Here is an 18,147-nt window from a genome sequence, read left to right on the forward strand (position 1 = left end):
ATAACGACAGTAGCAATAATCTATCTAAAATATAGACCTGCCTAGCCTATAAAATATTTTCGTAAAAAGTCTGGGGAGCGGGTGGAGAATTAACTCCCTTTTGATGGGTTGAGTAGTTGTTTGTCCATTGTGATTCGTTTTTTCAAGTTATTTTTTGTTTGTATTAATGGTAGTTTTTTAGAAAGCGTTTTGTACAGCACAACAAGCACTATGATGAAAGAAAGTTGGATCTACCTTCAGTTTAGAAACGAGATCCAACTTAAAGTATTGATCACTTGTGTTTTCATTATTTTGATTTTTGATCATTGTGCAATTAGAACAGTCATTTTATGGTATACAAATATTACTATAAGAAGCGATAAAATACAATTAATGTATAGAAGAATTACGGAATTTATTCGTCTAAAATAGAAGCCATTTTTTGCAACGCAAAAAATGGCTTCTACAAATAAGTTGTACTGATTATTAACTAGTTATGTTAAATTGAAATAGTGATTTTAGAGGTGTTGTTTTTGGGAATTTCACATTAAAAAAATGATATGATTATGGATGTGAAAAAAAATGTGAAATATAGTTGTAATTATATTGAATTAATCGTTATATGTGTGCTTAATAGAAGAATTTGAAATATTAGATATCCACAGTTCCAAAGCTTTATTCTGATATGAAAATAACAAATAAGACGCTTCGATTCCGCTTTTCTCTATTCATAAAGTTATATCTGTCTTGAAAAGAGAAAGTTATACTGAGCTAAATTAATGAGATCTCTCACAAATTTGACATCGCAGAATCGAAGCATCGAGGTTTTATAATTTAGATTTGGATTAAGCAGAAATGGTTCCTAGGGCTTCCAAAAGGACCAGACTGTCCCGTTATACACGGCAAGCTGCTTCTTGGTGGTGTCATAAACCATCATTCCCGGTGCAGGATTGATGATATTAAGGTGCGGGCTGGCTACTCTTGGAAGGATCATGGCTTTGTTGGCATCAGACAAAACCAGAATACCATTGCTATCCATTGCCGTATTGGTTCCAATGGTCGTTTTAGCGGTAGTAAGTTCCGTTTTGGTGGTTTGGATGGCGATATCAGATTTTCCCGTAGTATCTACTGACAGATCAAACCAGCTGTTATCCTTTAAATATTTTACTTTATGATCACTGTTGTCAAAGATGACAGATCCGTTTTCTGTAATACCCGATTTGTTTTCTATGTATGGGAGTATCAGTCCCTTGTTTTCAGCATCCGAGAATTCCAGAGAAACAGAATTGTTGGTGACACTGGCTTTTCCAATGGCGACTTGCGATTTAATCCCAATAGCCGCTGCCATCAATAATAATGAAGTTAGAATATTTGTTTTCATTTTGTGTTTTATATTGATTAATTGGTTCTTTGATCAAAAATAGGCGGAGTAGTACCTGCTGCACAAGCTTTGATACCAAAATTATAATTGGTAAAGCTTGAATTAGTTACCGTAGCAGATAGTGTCCCGTCAGGGGTTCCGTCTCCACTTCCTGTATTATTGTTTTTATTTTCACCAGTCGTTACCCATCCTGCGATGTTATGGTTAATTGGTGTTGTTGCAGTATTAGTTCCTATTGGATAAACGTTAGGTGACAACTGCAAGGTGTAATTTTTATTCGCCCCTACATTGATAATGTAAGTTCCATTAGAATTAACAGGTGTGCTGTTAGCGATGATACCGCTGCTATCTACCAGATAGATATAGCTTCCTCCTGCAGAAGTACCAGCTTCACCACTGTCGATTACAGTATTGCTATTCGCATCATTAAAAACCGTACCGGAAATGGTAAGACAAGCCTGGATGGTAACGGTAACATCATCTGTACTTACACAGTCGCCAGTAGTAATAGTCCATCGGAAGGTGTATGTTCCTGCTGCGCTCAGAGCTGATACGGATGTATTAGGTGATGAGGCATTAGAAAAGACAGGCGATGTTCCTGAAGGTGAGGATACAACTGACCAAGTTCCCGTTCCTGCCCCAGGGTTGTTCCCCGCCAATGATACGGTAGCATTACATATCACATCCTGATCGCTTCCGGCATTGGAATTAATCTGAGGTGATACAGTAACAGTGAAAGTACTTTCCATGGAAGCTCCTGAGCAAGCATATTCCTGATCTAAAAATGCGCCTACACCGCTAGTATTTGGGGCTAATTTAATTTTGAAGGTATAGACACCGGGAGTCGTCAGGTTACCAATTACTGTAGATGTGGAAGTAAAAGATCTTAGATTGGCAGCCTCAAATGTTGGAGTAGCAGCTCCGTTTGGCGTAGAAAGGGTTGTGAAATCATACCTTCCCACAAAGTCCTGGAAGTAGCTGCTGTTAACCACGCCTTTATATACAGCGGGCAATTGAACGGTAGCTGTTACAACGCCTGAACCCGGATAGCAAACCACAGTATTGTTAACACTTACATTAGAACGTGCACCATCGGAAATATGAATATAGTAAGATTGATTTGGACCATTACATGTTCCATTATATGTATAAATTGAAAATTTATAAGTTCCTACACGCCATCCGCCTGATGGTGGGGTTACAGTCACACTTCGGTTGGCCGTACCTGCCCCGCCTGTTACATAAGTTGGTGCCCCACCCGGAGGAGTTATACCAGAGACAGATACATTAGAAGTATTGGTAACAGGATCAGATGGATCTAGTGTATAACGGAAAGTGATAGGTGTGCTGCTGCCTGCAATACCACAATGTACTTCTCCACCACTATTGGAGCTAAAGTAGACCATCATCTGTTCCGGGTCAGAAGGTACCAGGAAGGAGACTACATTAGGTGGCGTGCCTGAATTAATATAAGTAATTTCTGGCGTAGTATAAGTTCCTGCAGCATTTGTAACAGTAATTGTAAATTTATAAGTTCCAGGTGTATTGGCTCCTGTGAAATAAAATAATCCATCAAAAATTCTCCAATATGTCATATTAGCTCCGGAAGGCTGGCTGGTAACGTTCATTGATATATTGGTTCCGTAAGTAGGGTTACCAGCGGAACCTGTAGTTGTCGTACCAAAAATTGGAGAAGTACTACTTAAAGCAATAAAGGTATTGCCTGTTGGAGTAACACAATTACTCGTACTTAGAGGTAATACGATTTGTGGATTTGGGATAAACCGGACTATGGCTGTATCCTCGTAGAAACAGTTGGGGTTATAAATGGATGTAATTCTTAAAGTAACAACATAGGCAGGATCAATATCGTGATCAGCCTTTTTAATCAGACTGAATGTGGTAGAAGCAGAATTAGGGGATCCAAAGGTTGAGTTTTGAGATGTTTTTACTCCACTTGATCTTTCGTATCGCCATATATTGTATGCGCTCCATTGTGCTGTATAACCTGCGGGTACCACACCATTTAGATTTACGATACCCACTGTTGCATTAACATTGGTAATATCCGGGCCTGCCGTAAAAGTAGAGACATCACCAGGAGCTGTAATTGTTACCTGCGATGTTACACTGCCCGTGGTACAGTTTTGTGCAATCTGGAACACATAATCTCCTGGGAACGTCATCCCCGTTACATTCGGTGTATAAGAATTGATATTACTGATGACCGGGTCAGGAGCGCCTGCGGGTTTAGATACAATCGTCCAGGTTGGATTACCAGATATAGAATTATTCGCACTGCCTTGCAGCGTATAGCTGGTTCCACATATTTTAGTAGTCCCGCCGGCATTCACAGTACAGTCCTGTGCTGATGTCATAGACGATCCTACTAACAGAAATACGAAGAATAAAATATATGTATTAAAAAATTTCATTGTGTTGTGTTTTAATAATAAAATAAACGGTTATTTCTATAATTAGAATCTCTATTAATCCGGACAAGTTGGGGTAGAGATACAATACCATGCGTAGCTCAAACCATTATCCATAGTAGTATATAGCTTCATACATTTGTTGGTGGTGTCATACACCATCATTCCTTCTACAAAGTTAGCAGGAGCTATACCCACTGGAACGTCCGGTGTAAAAGGATCATTATCCGCATCCGAGAATGCTACACGGTTTGGTACAAAAGCTTTGGTCTTAGATTCCAGAGCTATGTGTCCACCTTTACGGGTCATTGGCCAGTTATCAGCATCGTTTGTGCCAGCTCTTCCCAAAGCTGAGATACCTACCTTGGTGTCTAGCACAGTGCCTCCGGTTGTTGCTCCCGGCTTGTAACAAGCACACAGATCGTCAATCGCAACTAATACAGGCGCACCCGCCATAGTGTACGTGTTGGTAGAAGCATTGAAGAAGTAAGGCCAATAAACGCCTTCACCTACAGCCGCAGAATTATTGACAAGTGTTCCATTCAAATGGTTTCTTGTACTGTACCATACCAATGTAGAACCATCTGGTGGTGCAGCATATTGTGTCGTGTTAAGATTAACCGTAGGGATATTACAACAAATATTAGTCACCGTAATCAATTTGCTTCCAGGGCTGTAGCAATTGGTAGAAGTGTTGTAATAGTACACCCAATATTCTGTAGGAGTAGAGGTTACAGATATGTTGGTATTGCTCAACAAGCTAGTTGAAGAAGGTGTTGCTGAAGTATGCCATTGGATCACAGAACCTGATGGTGCTGCATTGACATTAAATACTGAGTTCAAATCTCTTGGCTGCGGATCGGCTGGCGCTGTACACGTTGAACATACAGCAGCTATAACGTTAACTGGGCTGGATGCTGGTGAATAGCAATTACCTGCGGTACTGTAATAGAACGCATAATAGACTCCGGCACCTACAGCGGTAGGATTGGATACTGGATCTGTATGGGCTGTATCTCTGAACCATACCAGGCTTGCGTTGGCAGGTATAGTTCCTGTATGCGCATTGTTTAGATTGGCTACTCCACTTGGACAAGATGTGAACAGAGGCGAACTTACTGCAGGAGCTATGCTACCTACTGTACAAGCTGCTGTTACATTAACTTGAACAGTTGCTGATGTTGTACCACATCCTGAACCGCTGCTTGCCACAACATAGTAGTATAAAGTGCCTAAAGCATTAGTTGGTGGTGTGTAAGTAGAGGATGTAGCTCCAATTATCAGAGTCCCTCCGGTATTACTATTGTTTGTATTGCTATACCATTGGTAAGTAGTAGCACCTGTTGCTGTAGCTGTAAGATTAGTAGGAGTACTATTAAGGGTTACAGTCTGCGTTGTCGGGCTTATCGATACAGAAGTAGGATAGGCATTAACTGTAACCGGCGTACGCGGCGATGAGGTTACAGAACCACAAGTTCCCGTTACGATCACGAAATAATATCTTGTAGCAAAAGCTGCAACAGTAGGCGGTGTGTAAGTGAATGACGTAGCACCAGTAACTGTTGTTACAGATCCGCCTGTTGCGGCATTACTGTAATACCATTGATAACTTATTGCATTATTAGCTGTAACGCTTAATTGGGTAGCCGTACCATTCACACAAATGTTTTGCGGCGTGCTATCTGGCTGTGCAGTAATGGTTGTTGTGTCTACCGTTACATTCACAGGTTGTGATGGCGCAGAATAGCAATTGCCACCCGAGCTATAATAGAAAGCGTAATATGTTCCTGGTCCTACCGCTGTAGGATCAACTACAGCTGTAGTATGTGTTGCATCTGTAAACCACAATAAAGTACTACCTGATGGTATTGCACCTGTATGTGCTTGTGTATTAAGGTTAACAGTACCAGAAGAACAGTTTGCCATTACAGAAGTGTTCACAGCTGGCGTTGTTCCTGCTGCGGAACAAGTCGCAAGCCCAAAGTTATTTGAACAGCTGGTTTTATAACCGCTAAATGCTACTGCATAACCTTTCTGTGGCGATACAGGCAAAGTCTGGTAACTGTTAGCAGGCAGAGGTTCTGCAAGCTGTACAATATAATTAACAGTTGGTATAGACTGTATTGCTACATTATCGATATAAAAGAAGTGATTGCCAGCTCCTGTTGTTCTGAAACGAATGGTCGTACCTGCAGTCACAACCGAAGCCGGGATATTATAAACCTTTTTCCCGTTTGTGTATCCTGTAGTACTATATAATGAACCGAGAGTTGTCCAAGGTCCTGTAGCGCTTGGTGCTACCTCTACTAACAGTGTTTTATATGGAAGGCCATCCAGGTTGGCAGTTCTGTAATCAAATGACAACAAGGCATTAGTAACAGGTGCACTCACAGATCTTCTGATGGCTACGGCAGTATTTCCTGTAATACGAAGCTCGCCCGTAACTATCTGGATGTTTCCTGCAGTTGCAGATGTTGTTTCACCTTCTTCTATCCAGTTGGTAGACCATCCTGTTCCTGCACTGTAGCTGGCCGTAGCAAAATCATGGGAAGCCTGGGTAGTTGGTGTAGGTGTAGCACGATCAAAAACGTATGCGCCGGTATTAGTGGTAGTTACAGATTCTACGGGAGTGTTCTCAGAAGTGTCTAATACACCATTACCATTAGCATCAAGATATAGATTAACCGTATGGGCAATTCCGCCTTCTCCGTTGTCGTTAGCACCATTCTTGTTGGCATCGTCAAATATTTTACCTGTCAGGATATGCTTCATCTCAGCATCAAGACAGCCTACGTTTACAGTTACAACAGCGGTGCTGCATAATGATCTGTCAGAATTACAAACCTGGTAGTTAAAAGTATCGGTTCCAGAGAACCCAGGGTTTGGTGTATAAGTTACCGTTCCGTCCGGGTTGACTACTACTGTTCCATTTGTTGGTTGAGACACTATAGTAACAGTAGTTGGAGATACTCTTCCTACATCATTGTTCAGGATATCTATAGTTACTGGGATGTTAGGATAGGTTTGAGATTGGTCGTCGTTTGCAAATATTACAAAATCTACACATTGAGGATCCAATGTAAATCCTGCATCCAATGTAGTAGCTCCACTTACTGCAGCAACAGATGAATCCTGGCCATAAACAGCGGAGATTGGTGTCCCGTCACAAGTAAAGAAGGACATACCTCCGTTTCCTGTGCTGGTAAAAACCTTTTGTGCTTGTAGCTCCGAGAGCGTGTAGGCCGCATCATACTTCAGACCGCAAGGACTTGTCGATCCTGGCGCTGTACTTATGACACTGCCAGTATATTTAACATATACTGTGGTACTCTTGGTAGGAGTGATCCATACCGGATTAGCAGCTCCGGCAGAAGCCATGCCTGGTGCCCAAGCTGTCGTTGTAAAGTTCGTCAGTTGTTCTCCAGGAATCATATTAAATGCCCAGTCATAAGCTAAACCATTAGCATCAGCATCTACGATTGTGACAGCTGTATAGCTTTTCCCGTTAGCGCTCTCAAACTTATAAGCAGTGGCTTGATTCATCTCCAAAGATGTATAACCCTTGGCTGGAATTATGATGCTGCCATTGCCTCCAAGTCCATTTTTCCAATTCACTGTTATATCTTCATTTAAACTGTTTGTGAATACTGCGTATACAGGTGCAGTAGTCAAGGTTGTGTAAACAGGAGAGTAGTAGGTGCTTCCATAAAAGTTACCTGGCAGCAATGGAATATTTCTGGTTCCATAGTTATCTATCCCCCCAAAAACAAGATCTACACCCACCGGTTTGTTACTGGTGATCACAGCTCCGGATTTTATATCATTTGACTTGTTTGTATCTCTGGTTTTATTACCTGGGGGTGGGCCAGCTGTTCCTTCATAGAACCATACCATTCCTTCTGCAAGTGTTGGCGATGTAACATCTACCACGCCATCTCCATTATAATCCAGTTGTACTATAGTACCGTTCTCTGACGCTCTTACAAATAGAGAAGTATAGTCGAAAACTGTAGTCGCAATATTAGGATTTAATAGAGAGCTAATATTCTCTCCAAAAGGAACTACGAACAATCGCCCGAATTTGTTGGTATCGATCACATTACCTTTGGTATTTTGTACAGCAAAAGTGGCATCACTACCTGTAACTTTGGTGAGGGTCAGTAGTTTGGTAGAATATATTTTGTCTCTACCATCATATTGTATTGTGGTTTCGGTAGGGGTTCTGCCATCTCCTGTTCTGTAGGGATTGTTATTATCTAATGTAATGATAGCCCCTTCCGGAAAAATATCTGTCGGATATCCGGGAGCAACACCGTTGGAGGTGTTTCCGTCTCCCCAGATTTCCGTAGTAGTTTGTGTACGCGTTCCTGCTGTAGGCTCATAACCATCTTCCCAATGGTCATAATAAATAAGTGTGTTAGAGTAATTGGCTCTGATACCAATAATCCTTCTGGCATTGGTAGTATTATTACTTACTGCATCACTTCCCGCACTCATTAGTGCTTTTTTCAGTTCCGCATTTTCCGGGAAAGGCAGATAAAACGTTTTAGGTAAGCCGGCGGTACTACATACGTCAGTCAGGTTGGCCTCAATAGTAACTGTTACCGTAGCCTGACTGCATGCGCCTGAAGGACCAGTACATACCCTATAGACAAATGTATCCGTTCCTGCAAAATCACCATTAGGTAAATAGGTCACTATTCCTCCTGCACCAATCTGTACACTACCGTTTGCAGGTTGTGTTGCAATGGTTAATGTAGTAGGATCAGGGCTGCAAAGGTCATTGGTTAAAACATTGATCACTAATGGTGTAGCAGACGGTCCCGTAGCAGCATCTGCTACTGCTTGGATTGCTGCTGTGCTTACTGTGAAAGTAGAAGAGGCTGTTGTACTACATCCGCTTGCTATTGCAGTTATCGTTGAGGTTCCGATCCAGTTGGCGGCATAGGTTACCTCACCTGTTGCAGGGTTGATGGTTGGCTGCGTTCCTGTACCGGTATTTGTAATAGTGTATGTTATACTGTCTGCGTTGGTAGATGTAGCGGTATAAGTTACCGTGTCTGCTCCTGTACATCTTTGAGTTGACAAAGAGCTATTAAATACCGGAGTAGCAGGCGCAGGAGCTACAGTTACTGTAAACGTTGCTGTTCCTGGTGTACCGCAACCGCCATTATCAGTTGCTGTTATAACAGCAGTCCCTGACCAGGACGCATTATACGTAACAGCACCCGTGGCACTATCGATCGTTCCTGCTGCAGCAGGTGTAAGGCTATAAGAAACACTTCCTCCGGAAGACGTAGCTGTGTAGGTTACCGTTCCAGCACCTTGACATCTATTGGTTGGTAAACCTGTATTAAACACAGGTGTTCCAGCTGTTGTAATGGCATTAGCTCCACATACATTAACAGGGGCAGTGGTATAATAATAAGGTACTCTTGTTGCATTGACAGTATTAGAACCATCTCCTGCATTGCCATAATATTGATTTCCTGCAAAGCCAAAATTCTGTGTACAGGCTTTGATAACAATAGTAAAGTTGGCACCAGATTCTATTGCCAGCATTCGATCTGTGTTAGGGCTTCCCGGATCAATACCTACATTCGGGGCGCTACTGATACCAGTCGAACGTAGCTTACCTTGATAATTGGTTCCCCAGTTATATACCTGCCCGGTTGTTGTAAGAACATTGATTGCCTGATAAGAATCATAATGTTCTGAAGGGGAAATCCAACGAATATTATTCATCGCAGCACCCGATGCGGAAGTGTATTTGGGTTGTATCCATGATGTTCGGGTGGCGGTTGTCCAATCCCCTAGTTGTCTGTTTGCATTATCTCCCATAGCATAAAGATTGCCATCAGTATATAATACATAATAACTACCAATAAAGCTTGTCATTCCTATCATTTTGATAACGCCTGCAGGGTTAGGCAAAGTCATTTTGGTTGCCCTGTTTCTGGTCGCATAGGCTGTACCATCACCCAAATAAGTGTAGCTTCCCCAAGTCCATAGTGTACCATCACCAAGCAAGGCAATAAGATTGTTTGGTCCACCTCTTAGGGCTGCCACATTGTTCAAAGTAGGATTGCCAGACTCTGCGGTAGTTACGCGGTTCCAGGTATGGTTTGCGGTCGACAAACCAACACCTGCTACGCTGGCAGTTTGTGTTAATACCCATGCTTCCCCGTTACAAGTCAGCAATGCCAATGTATCGGAAGTACCAAATAAACTCTTAACGTTTCCTGGCTCCACCCCTTGTGGTAGACCATAAGTATTACTCCCTGCTATGGTCACTGGCCCCATAGAGGCAGTTGATTTTACAGTGGTAGATAGCATGGAACCAGTATTACCCCAGGCATATAAACCTTGTGTTGTTAGTACAACGGCCTGGTTACCTCCAATAGCAGCTTTTAAAACTGTACCTTGCAGACCGGGAAAGTTAGTGCTATTAATTATTAAAGGACTGAGTACATTACTGAAACCATCGCTGGCCATACCATAGCCAAATACTTTGAATGTACCATCAGATTCCTTAATGATTGTATTATTATTGCCAGAAATTATATTATCATACTCAATACTAGCAGCGTCATTATTAGAGTTAAGCCCATAATTACTGTTACATCCCGTGACACACTGTGCTTGGGCATACGGAATACCAGCAAAAAGCATCATCGAGAATAATAGCAATTGTAATTTCGGGATATCACGATCTTTGCGATGAAACCATCGGAATAATTCAAGCGCCAGAAAAAAGAGATTCTCCAACCCTTTATTTGTGCTTTTTAAATGTTTTATCATCATAGTGTTATTGTTTGTCATCATTTATTGTAGATATTACCACCTTTAATTATTATACTTAATGTAAAATAATTTAGATTTTGCAATAATGGAGGGATAGAAATCCCCCCAAAAAATAGTCGTAGGATTTATCTCATTCCGATAGAATAAGATATTGGCAATTAAGCAGTCTTAGAGATGCCGCTTGAATAAATTTTCGAAGAAAAAATAGTGATTAATCATTTGCGTGTGTTTTTTGTGTTTTTTATTACTAATGATTTTAACAATTTTCGATATTGTTAAACAAAAGCGTACAAAGAAACTTAGATTATAGAAATCTATATAACTTGTAGTGTGTTTTTTTCTGGAAATTCTAACTGCAGAATAGCTGTAGATAAGGCTTTTATTATCATTTGTGTTTGTTTTTTGTTGTGTTTTTATGTAAATCTATTAAATAACTTGATTTTATAAAATGATTTATTCAATGCAAAGATAAATATATCTACGGATTGGACAATACTTTTTTTAATAAAAAATATTTTTTTTATCAGTTTATTGTTTGACTATTAAACGAGTAGGCATTTTTTATGTCTGATTATCGGAGTTATTTTCTTTTTTGAGATGAGCAATGAAGTAGGATGGCGATATGCCTGTTTCTTTTTTGAATGCTAAGACGAATTCTTCTCGGGATGAGAAACCGCATTCTTTTGCCAGTGAGCTGATCTTGTATTCTCTGTAGACAGAATTTTTATAGATCATTTCTGTGATGTAAGCGATGCGTAATCCATTGATGTAATCCACAAATCTTTTGTCCTTATGCAGCTCCAATATTTCAGAAAGGTATATTTTGTTGGTATCGACATCATTTGCCAATTCTGATAAGCTGATATCTGATCTAAGATATTTTTGTGTTTTTTCAAATTGTGCAAGCCCTGACAATACTTGGCTTACCGTTTCTTCAGGAATGAGCATTGGTTTAGAGTGATCATCAGAATCTTTTGTTTCTTCCTTGTAATTATCATCGGTAGATTCTGTTGGGTAATTTTTAGTATCCTCTGCTGTTGACTTATTTTTTCTAAAGAAAAATATTAATAATATAATAGGCAGGGTAATACTTAGAAATAATAAAAATGGTAGGAAGTATTCTTTTGGATAACCGTTGTGAGTTTTTAGATCTGCGTCACTATTGGTTGTCAGTCCGGGCTGATCTTTGGATTCAGAGAATATAATTTGATAATTGGAGCTTAACCCTTTTTCAAGTCTGCTTTTATTGATCGCCTTCAAAAGATTCTTATTGGCCAGGATTTGTTTTGATTTTTCCTGATCAACAACCGTAACAAAAACATGCGTTTCTGTAATGATAAGCAAGGTATCTTTTTTAAGGATAGGTTTTACATGATTGTTATTTCCGGCTCCGGAAGATTTCGGATGTTCTTTGTCCGAATTTAGATACGGAGTGGCTTCGAGAGCGCCGAAAGTAAAGAGTAGAATAATGCTGAACAAGACTTTCCTGTCTAAAAGATTCAAGATCTTATTTCCCATTTTCTCCAACCTACTTGTGTTTTTTTTTCAATATTATTGTAACAAAACGGATGTCACAATTGTATTATAGAATGATTACGGAAATAATGCTGTTATAAAACGAACACTGATTTATAGTTTGTACAAGTAAAGGATATTGATTATCAATGGTATATGTAAGGAGTAATTATTGTAAGAAATAAAGTAATGTTTTGAATGCTTTTTTTTTCAGATTTCATATTTTTGTATTGTTATGGATCTGAAAAAAGTGCTTTTCTTAATTTATTTTCTTACAACGCCATTTTCTCTAGGAGGGCAAACTGTTATTTCAGAGTTTGGTGAGGCGGATGAAAATTCAGAGAAAACGATGATGATCGCTTTTGTTGCGATTGTAATTTTTTTAGCCCTAATATTATTGATACTGATCATAAAACGAAATAAAAAAAATACAGCGAATTATAATAAGCTTATTGAACGGCTAAAAACTAATGAAGCGAATTCGGATTCAGACATTAAAATGGACTTTGCTGATGATGAAGATCACGCAGAAAGTAAAAGCCAGGATCAGTCAAAAATTGTTAACATATCTACAGATACGGAGAAGAAGCTTCTGAAAAAGCTTGCTGTTTTCGAAGAATCAGAAAGATTTTTGAGAAAAGATATCAGCCTGACTTCTATGTCACATTCAAAGGGGACTAATCCGAAATATCTGTCAAAAATTATCCGTACCCATAAGAATAACAATTTCAGCGGTTATATTAATAGCTTAAGAATTAATTACATTGTTCAGAAGCTATATAATGACCCAAAATACAGAGAGTATAAAATCAGTTACCTGGCTGATGAATGTGGTTATACGTCTTCTCAGGTTTTTGTTATTGCTTTCAAAAAAGAAACAGGGTTTACACCTTCTTATTTTATAGAGCAAATCAAATTGGAACAAATAGTATATAAATAAAGCTCAGCGTGAACTGAGCTTGAAGTTTATTGTGTAATGGTTTGTAGCTTGTACTTATTTCAATAACGCATTAAAGGTATCTCCCTGTCTGATGTCTCCGGTGTTATAACCTTTCATAAACCATTCTTCTCTTTGAGCTGAGGAACCGTGGGTAAAGCTTTCCTGATTCACGTAACCTTGGCCTCTTTTCTGGATATTGTCATCACCGACAGCTGCTGCTGCGCTCATAGCTTCCTGGATATCACCTGGTTCCAATATCTTTTCCCGGCTATCGGTTTGCTTGGCCCATAATCCTGCGTAGAAATCAGCTTGTAGCTCGTTGGCTACAGAAACTCTGTTCATATCCGTTTCAGAATATCTGCCGCTTTGTCGCAGCTGATCCACTTTATCTAATGTTCCTAAAAGGTTTTGGATGTGATGTCCATATTCGTGGCCAAGAACATAGGCGACTGTAAATTGGCCGACTTTAGCTCCGAATTTCTGTTGCAGCTCGTTAAAGAAACTCATATCCATATAGATCGTTTGATCATTAGGGCAATAGAAAGGACCCATTTCTGATTGAGCAGTTCCACATCCTGACCGGGTTACGCTTTCAAACAAAACAACTTTTGCCGGTCTGAACTGGATTCCGTTTTGGTTAAAAATATTTGTCCACGTCTTTTCATTTTCCTTAGTCAGCATTCTCACAAATTCTCTGATGTTGAGCTCTTCTTTAGAAAGTTGTCTCTGTTCGGTCTGTTGTGGCGCAGAATTACTTCCGTTATTGAGAATTGCCGAAGGGTCGCCTCCAAGAAAGAAAACTATTGCTGCGATAATGATGGTTCCCAGGCCGCCGCCAACAAGCATTCCGCTGCCGCCCGAGCCGCGTCTGTCGTCAACATTGTCACTTCTATCGTTTGTCCATTTCATAATTGATGTTTTGTGTTTTTAAAATTAAGAAATTCTTTTGTAGCCATAACGAAAAATTATGCCTTTGTTTGCCAATAGCCATATAGTACCGGCGACCCTTTTCTTGTTCTCTTTTTGATCTGAAAAAACAAAAGAAAGCACTCTTCGACTAAACTACCAGCGGGATTAAGCTTCTGGAAATTTTATTATAAAGAAACTTTTGTATTGAAGTCAATCATTTTCAATGCCGTAACAGCTGCTTCTACGCCTTTGTTACCAAGATTTCCTCCACTTCTGGCAATCGATTGTTCTTTGGTGTCGTCTGTCAAAACACAGAAAATCGCAGGTGTATCTGTCAATATGTTGCAATCTTTGATTCCTTGCGTTACGCCTGAACAAACGTATTCGAAATGTGGCGTTTCTCCACGGATCACGTTGCCAATTGCAATCACTGCGGCAAACTTGTTGGAGCGGCAAAGTTTCATGGTTGCAAAGCTCAGTTCGAAAGCACCGGGAACGTAATAGATATGAATGTTTTCTTCCTTGATGCCTTCTGCTTTCAGCGTTTCGACTGCGCCGTTTCTCAGGTTATAGGTTACAAAATCGTTCCACTCAGAAACAACAATGCCGATAGAATATTCATCGGCATTGGATATGTTGAGCGGCTTATAATCTGATAGATTAGTTGTTGCCATTGTTTAGTAATATTTTGTCATTTCTATGAAGGCATCGGATTGCCCGTTGTCATAGTCCTGATATTTTTCGTCGATTGTAGCGAAATATTTTTTAGCATCAGCATTTTTCTTAAGAGCCAAAGCTAACATTCCCGCTTTTTTTGTGAAATAATAAGATGTGTAAGCATCATCTGAAGCAGAAGAAGCTTTGTCAGCCATTGCTAATGCATCATCAGCTTTGTTAAGGTTGGATAGGCAATCTGCCATTGCGCCATATTTAAGCGCTACCAAAACCTTATTGTCTGAACTGAATTTGTCTAACAGATCGTAAGCCTTCTGATAATTTCCTTTTTTGAATTCGATAAGACCAGCATTGTAAGCAGATAATTTACCAGCTTTTGTACTTCCATATTCTTCATAAGTTCCGATAAAACCAGGGTTTGCAACAGATTTTCCGCCAAGAGCAAGATCTTCTTTGCCTTCAGCCAGATTTTTCTGTGCAGCCAGGTAGCTTTTTGTTGCTTCTTCATTTTTTGGACCTAAAATGAACTGCTGATACCCGAACCAGCCCAAAACTGCAACGATCAAAATACCGAAACCGATACTTAATGCTCTTGCATTTTTTTCTAAAAATGATTCGATGTTAAGCGCTTCTTTATCAAGGTCTTTGAAGAATTCTACAGTTTCTTTTCCTTCCTGTTCGTTTTTTTTGTTATGCAGGTCTGCCATAATTTTTTTAATAAATAGAGTGCAAATTTAATGTTTTCCTTTTGATATGCAAAAACTTCTTTTTCTGAGGGTTAAAAATTATTTTATCGACTATCCATTTTTACTAATAAAGGCTTCGACAGGCTCAGCCTGACAATGCTTAAATATTGTGGTTAGTATTCGAGATGTCACCCTGAGTTTGTCGAAGGGTTTACGCTATACAAACATTTATTAATCGTGGTTTTGAAATATTAATTAAAGGGATAGGTCAATTGTTTTAATATTTCAGAATCGAATAAACTTCTGCGTTAAATTTTTTGAGTCTTTCTACACCATTCAAATTTTTTAAATCAATCAAAAAACTGAATTGTGCAGGAATTGCTCCTTGCTTTGAAACTAACTTCGCTGCAGCTTCCGTAGTTCCGCCTGTTGCCAGTAGGTCGTCGTGGATCAGAACGCGTTGTCCGGGTTTAAGATGACCTGTTTTCATTTCGATTTCTGCAGAGCCATATTCCAGATCATATTTTTCTCCGACAAACGGCGGCGGTAATTTCCCTGCTTTTCTTATTAAAACAAATGGAACATCCAAAGCAACCGCAATGGCAATCCCGAAGAGATAACCGCGGCTTTCGATTCCGCAAACGACATCTATTTTACCACGGCTGAAATTAGCCAAATCTGCAATTACTTCTTCATATAACTTTGGCTGGAGAAAAATCGGACAAATATCTTTGAACTGAATCCCCGGAATTGGAAAATCAGGAATATTTTCTATTGTGTCTTCTAATTTTTTAATCAATTCTGCGGATGCCATCTTCTGTTTTAATTGTTGATTTTATAAGTGGTAATTTTCCAGTTGTTATTAACAGCTTTCAGTCCGTAAGTGACATTGAGTGAAGTGGTTTTCCCGTTTTTGTCGGTCACATCATACGTTACGTTAACATTAGCAGAATTATCTTTGTTGTAAGGAACAGAGATGTTTTTAACACTGATATTCTTAACCGAACCAAAACCTGAATTAGGATTGGAAAATTTGTCATATGATCCCCAGTTTGGATTATCAGCGGATTCATAGGCCGCTTTGAAATTCTGCGAGGATAAATTATTAAGGAACTTTGTTACCGTTGCTTTTGGATCAGCGGAGGCTGGTTTTGGAGCTGGCGGCGGTGTTGTTATTGTTTCGCCTGTTTGCGGATCAACTGTAGAAGTAGGAACTTGGAGCGAATCCACAACAACTGGAGGTGGTGGCGTGTAAAGCGCTTGCCCATTCACAGCGATTCCTGTTTTTATCATCTGTAACAATTTCTTCGTGGTTTTAACACTCAATTTGATATCGATTTTTTCTTCGAAGATTTTATCCTTTGGAAGTTTAGCATACAGTACTGTGAATCCTCTGAAAGCAGGATCCTGCATCAGATTCTTGGAGGTGGAAATCTTGTTGCCGCCACTGGAAATTTCCATAATAGTTTCCAGAGCCGCACCTTCGAACTCAACTTTTTTTCCGTTGTTATCTAATAATTGTGGTGTGATGATCAAACCTTTTGAGCCGGTCAAGCTATCGCCGGCAATATTTCTTACATTGATGCTAAGACTTGCAGCGTCAACATCATTCGGGTCTTTTTCAGAAGCGGCTGTATCGCCAAAGATGTTCATCTCGCCAAGACTTGGCGGCGCAGTACTGCTCCACGTGATTCCGTTTTTCTGAGCAACCTGGTCTGCCAGTGCAAAAATCTCATTCGTTTTTTTACCATCCAGGAGTTTTCCAAGTGCAGCGATTTCTGCGATATCGCCATCGGCTTCTACACCAAAAGTTTTCAGGATATACAACGCTTCGTTGAATTTCACTTGTTTCAATGTAGGCAGGCTGGAAGCCATATCGTTGATGCTTTCCTGGAAGCTCTTGCGGCTGCTCCCGTCAACACTTGTTTTTTTGCAACCTACCATAAGGAATAATAAAGTTGCTAAGAGACAGTATTTTATAAATTTCATTTTGTGTGATTTATTTCTAAAAATAAGGAATATGTTTGATTCGCAAACCTTTATATCAATTAATATGCAAAATTAAATTTAAAATCCGTAAAATCCCTATTTGATCTGATTTTTTCCGACTTTAAGTTTTAGTAATTTTTCAGAAAAAGAAATCAGAATAAAATGAACATTTAAATTAAATTTTGTTAAGAAATTTCTATAAAAATTTAATTTTAATTAATATCTATTCAGTGTGCTTAGGGCGAACAAAGGACGAAGATAGGATATACAAACAACGAACAAAGGCAAGTGAAAAATTTACACTTGGGTTTTATTCTAATTAAATCAAAAATATGACTTAAACTAATCAAATTTTTTCAAAGAAAATTAAAAAGGGTAACTTTACGGAAAATTAAAGTTAATGCAGAACAAATTGGTTATTGATATTCACAGTTTTTCTTATAAAAAGAAAGGAATTCCCAAAGATGATTCCGGAAACGGCGGTGGTTTCGTTTTCGATTGCAGAGGAATCCTGAATCCCGGAAGAATTGAGGAATACAAATCACAGACAGGGAATGATATTGGTGTGCAGGAATTTTTGGAAACAAAAACAGAAATGCCTCAGTTTTTAAAATCGGTTCAGAGTCTTATTTCCATCAGTATCAGAAACTATCTGGACAGAGGTTTTGAAAATCTGCAAATCAATTTTGGCTGTACCGGCGGACAACACCGTTCGGTTTATTCTGCTATTAAAACGGCTGAATTCATCAGACAGAATTTCCCGGATGCGGAAGTGAGAATCCATCACGATGAGCAATTGCACCTCAATCTGTCATCGATAAGTGATAATTAAGATCT

The 18,147-nt window shown here is 39.4% G+C and carries 11 protein-coding genes; 2 read left to right on the forward strand and 9 right to left on the reverse strand.

Annotated elements, in window-relative coordinates; translation table 11 throughout:
• Nucleotides 1-841: 841 nt before the first annotated feature.
• From BXY58_RS03530 to BXY58_RS03545, 4 genes are all read right to left on the reverse strand, one after another.
• Nucleotides 842-1,360, reverse strand: coding sequence for a hypothetical protein (locus tag BXY58_RS03530; RefSeq protein ID WP_120212406.1), 519 nt, complete (start codon nt 1,358-1,360; stop codon nt 842-844).
• Between the two features lie 17 nt (nt 1,361-1,377).
• Nucleotides 1,378-3,795 carry a PKD domain-containing protein gene (locus BXY58_RS03535; RefSeq protein WP_147366797.1) on the reverse strand — a complete coding sequence of 806 codons (2,418 nt, stop codon included), beginning with the start codon at nt 3,793-3,795 and terminating at the stop codon, nt 1,378-1,380.
• A gap of 54 nt (nt 3,796-3,849) precedes the next feature.
• A complete protein-coding gene (locus tag BXY58_RS03540) occupies nt 3,850-10,560 on the reverse strand; it encodes an Ig-like domain-containing protein (RefSeq protein ID WP_147366798.1) in 6,711 nt (2,236 codons plus the stop codon).
• Nucleotides 10,561-11,157: 597 nt separating this feature from the next.
• Entirely contained in the window at nt 11,158-12,114 is a 957-nt protein-coding gene (locus BXY58_RS03545) for a helix-turn-helix domain-containing protein (protein ID WP_147366799.1), read from the reverse strand.
• A gap of 232 nt (nt 12,115-12,346) precedes the next feature.
• On the opposite strand from BXY58_RS03545, the gene BXY58_RS17055 reads away from it, so the two are divergent.
• A complete protein-coding gene (locus BXY58_RS17055) occupies nt 12,347-13,051 on the forward strand; it encodes a helix-turn-helix domain-containing protein (RefSeq protein ID WP_229728380.1) in 705 nt (234 codons plus the stop codon).
• 54 nt (nt 13,052-13,105) lie between these two features.
• On the opposite strand, the gene ypfJ is transcribed toward BXY58_RS17055, so the two are convergent.
• The 5 genes from ypfJ to BXY58_RS03575 form a co-directional block, all read right to left on the reverse strand.
• Nucleotides 13,106-13,960, reverse strand: coding sequence for a KPN_02809 family neutral zinc metallopeptidase (ypfJ, locus tag BXY58_RS03555; protein ID WP_120212410.1), 855 nt, complete (start codon nt 13,958-13,960; stop codon nt 13,106-13,108).
• Nucleotides 13,961-14,145: 185 nt separating this feature from the next.
• Nucleotides 14,146-14,634: a 6,7-dimethyl-8-ribityllumazine synthase gene (gene ribH, locus BXY58_RS03560; RefSeq protein ID WP_120212411.1), complete on the reverse strand. Its 489-nt coding sequence runs from the start codon at nt 14,632-14,634 to the stop codon at nt 14,146-14,148.
• A 3-nt stretch (nt 14,635-14,637) separates the two neighbouring features.
• Complete coding sequence (locus tag BXY58_RS03565) at nt 14,638-15,342, reverse strand: tetratricopeptide repeat protein (protein ID WP_120212412.1); 705 nt, start codon at nt 15,340-15,342, stop codon at nt 14,638-14,640.
• Between the two features lie 256 nt (nt 15,343-15,598).
• Nucleotides 15,599-16,135 carry an adenine phosphoribosyltransferase gene (locus BXY58_RS03570; RefSeq protein WP_120212413.1) on the reverse strand — a complete coding sequence of 179 codons (537 nt, stop codon included), beginning with the start codon at nt 16,133-16,135 and terminating at the stop codon, nt 15,599-15,601.
• 8 nt (nt 16,136-16,143) lie between these two features.
• Nucleotides 16,144-17,310, reverse strand: a complete 1,167-nt coding sequence (locus BXY58_RS03575; RefSeq protein ID WP_120212414.1) for an NTF2-like N-terminal transpeptidase domain-containing protein — start codon at nt 17,308-17,310, stop codon at nt 16,144-16,146.
• Between the two features lie 400 nt (nt 17,311-17,710).
• On the opposite strand from BXY58_RS03575, the gene BXY58_RS03580 reads away from it, so the two are divergent.
• Nucleotides 17,711-18,142: a RapZ C-terminal domain-containing protein gene (locus tag BXY58_RS03580; protein WP_120212415.1), complete on the forward strand. Its 432-nt coding sequence runs from the start codon at nt 17,711-17,713 to the stop codon at nt 18,140-18,142.
• Nucleotides 18,143-18,147 lie beyond the last annotated feature (5 nt).

Source organism: Epilithonimonas arachidiradicis, from assembly GCF_003610695.1.
GTDB classification, from domain to species: Bacteria; Bacteroidota; Bacteroidia; order Flavobacteriales; family Weeksellaceae; genus Epilithonimonas; species Epilithonimonas arachidiradicis.

Coding starts and splice junctions, on each gene's coding strand:
- BXY58_RS03530 (WP_120212406.1), bottom strand. CDS start 1,360: ATGAAAACAAATATTCTAACTTCATTATTATTGATGGCAGCGGCTATT.
- BXY58_RS03535 (WP_147366797.1), bottom strand. CDS start 3,795: ATGAAATTTTTTAATACATATATTTTATTCTTCGTATTTCTGTTAGTA.
- BXY58_RS03545 (WP_147366799.1), bottom strand. CDS start 12,114: ATGGGAAATAAGATCTTGAATCTTTTAGACAGGAAAGTCTTGTTCAGC.
- BXY58_RS17055 (WP_229728380.1), top strand. CDS start 12,347: ATGGATCTGAAAAAAGTGCTTTTCTTAATTTATTTTCTTACAACGCCA.
- ypfJ (WP_120212410.1), bottom strand. CDS start 13,960: ATGAAATGGACAAACGATAGAAGTGACAATGTTGACGACAGACGCGGC.
- ribH (WP_120212411.1), bottom strand. CDS start 14,634: ATGGCAACAACTAATCTATCAGATTATAAGCCGCTCAACATATCCAAT.
- BXY58_RS03565 (WP_120212412.1), bottom strand. CDS start 15,342: ATGGCAGACCTGCATAACAAAAAAAACGAACAGGAAGGAAAAGAAACT.
- BXY58_RS03570 (WP_120212413.1), bottom strand. CDS start 16,135: ATGGCATCCGCAGAATTGATTAAAAAATTAGAAGACACAATAGAAAAT.
- BXY58_RS03575 (WP_120212414.1), bottom strand. CDS start 17,310: ATGAAATTTATAAAATACTGTCTCTTAGCAACTTTATTATTCCTTATG.
- BXY58_RS03580 (WP_120212415.1), top strand. CDS start 17,711: ATGCAGAACAAATTGGTTATTGATATTCACAGTTTTTCTTATAAAAAG.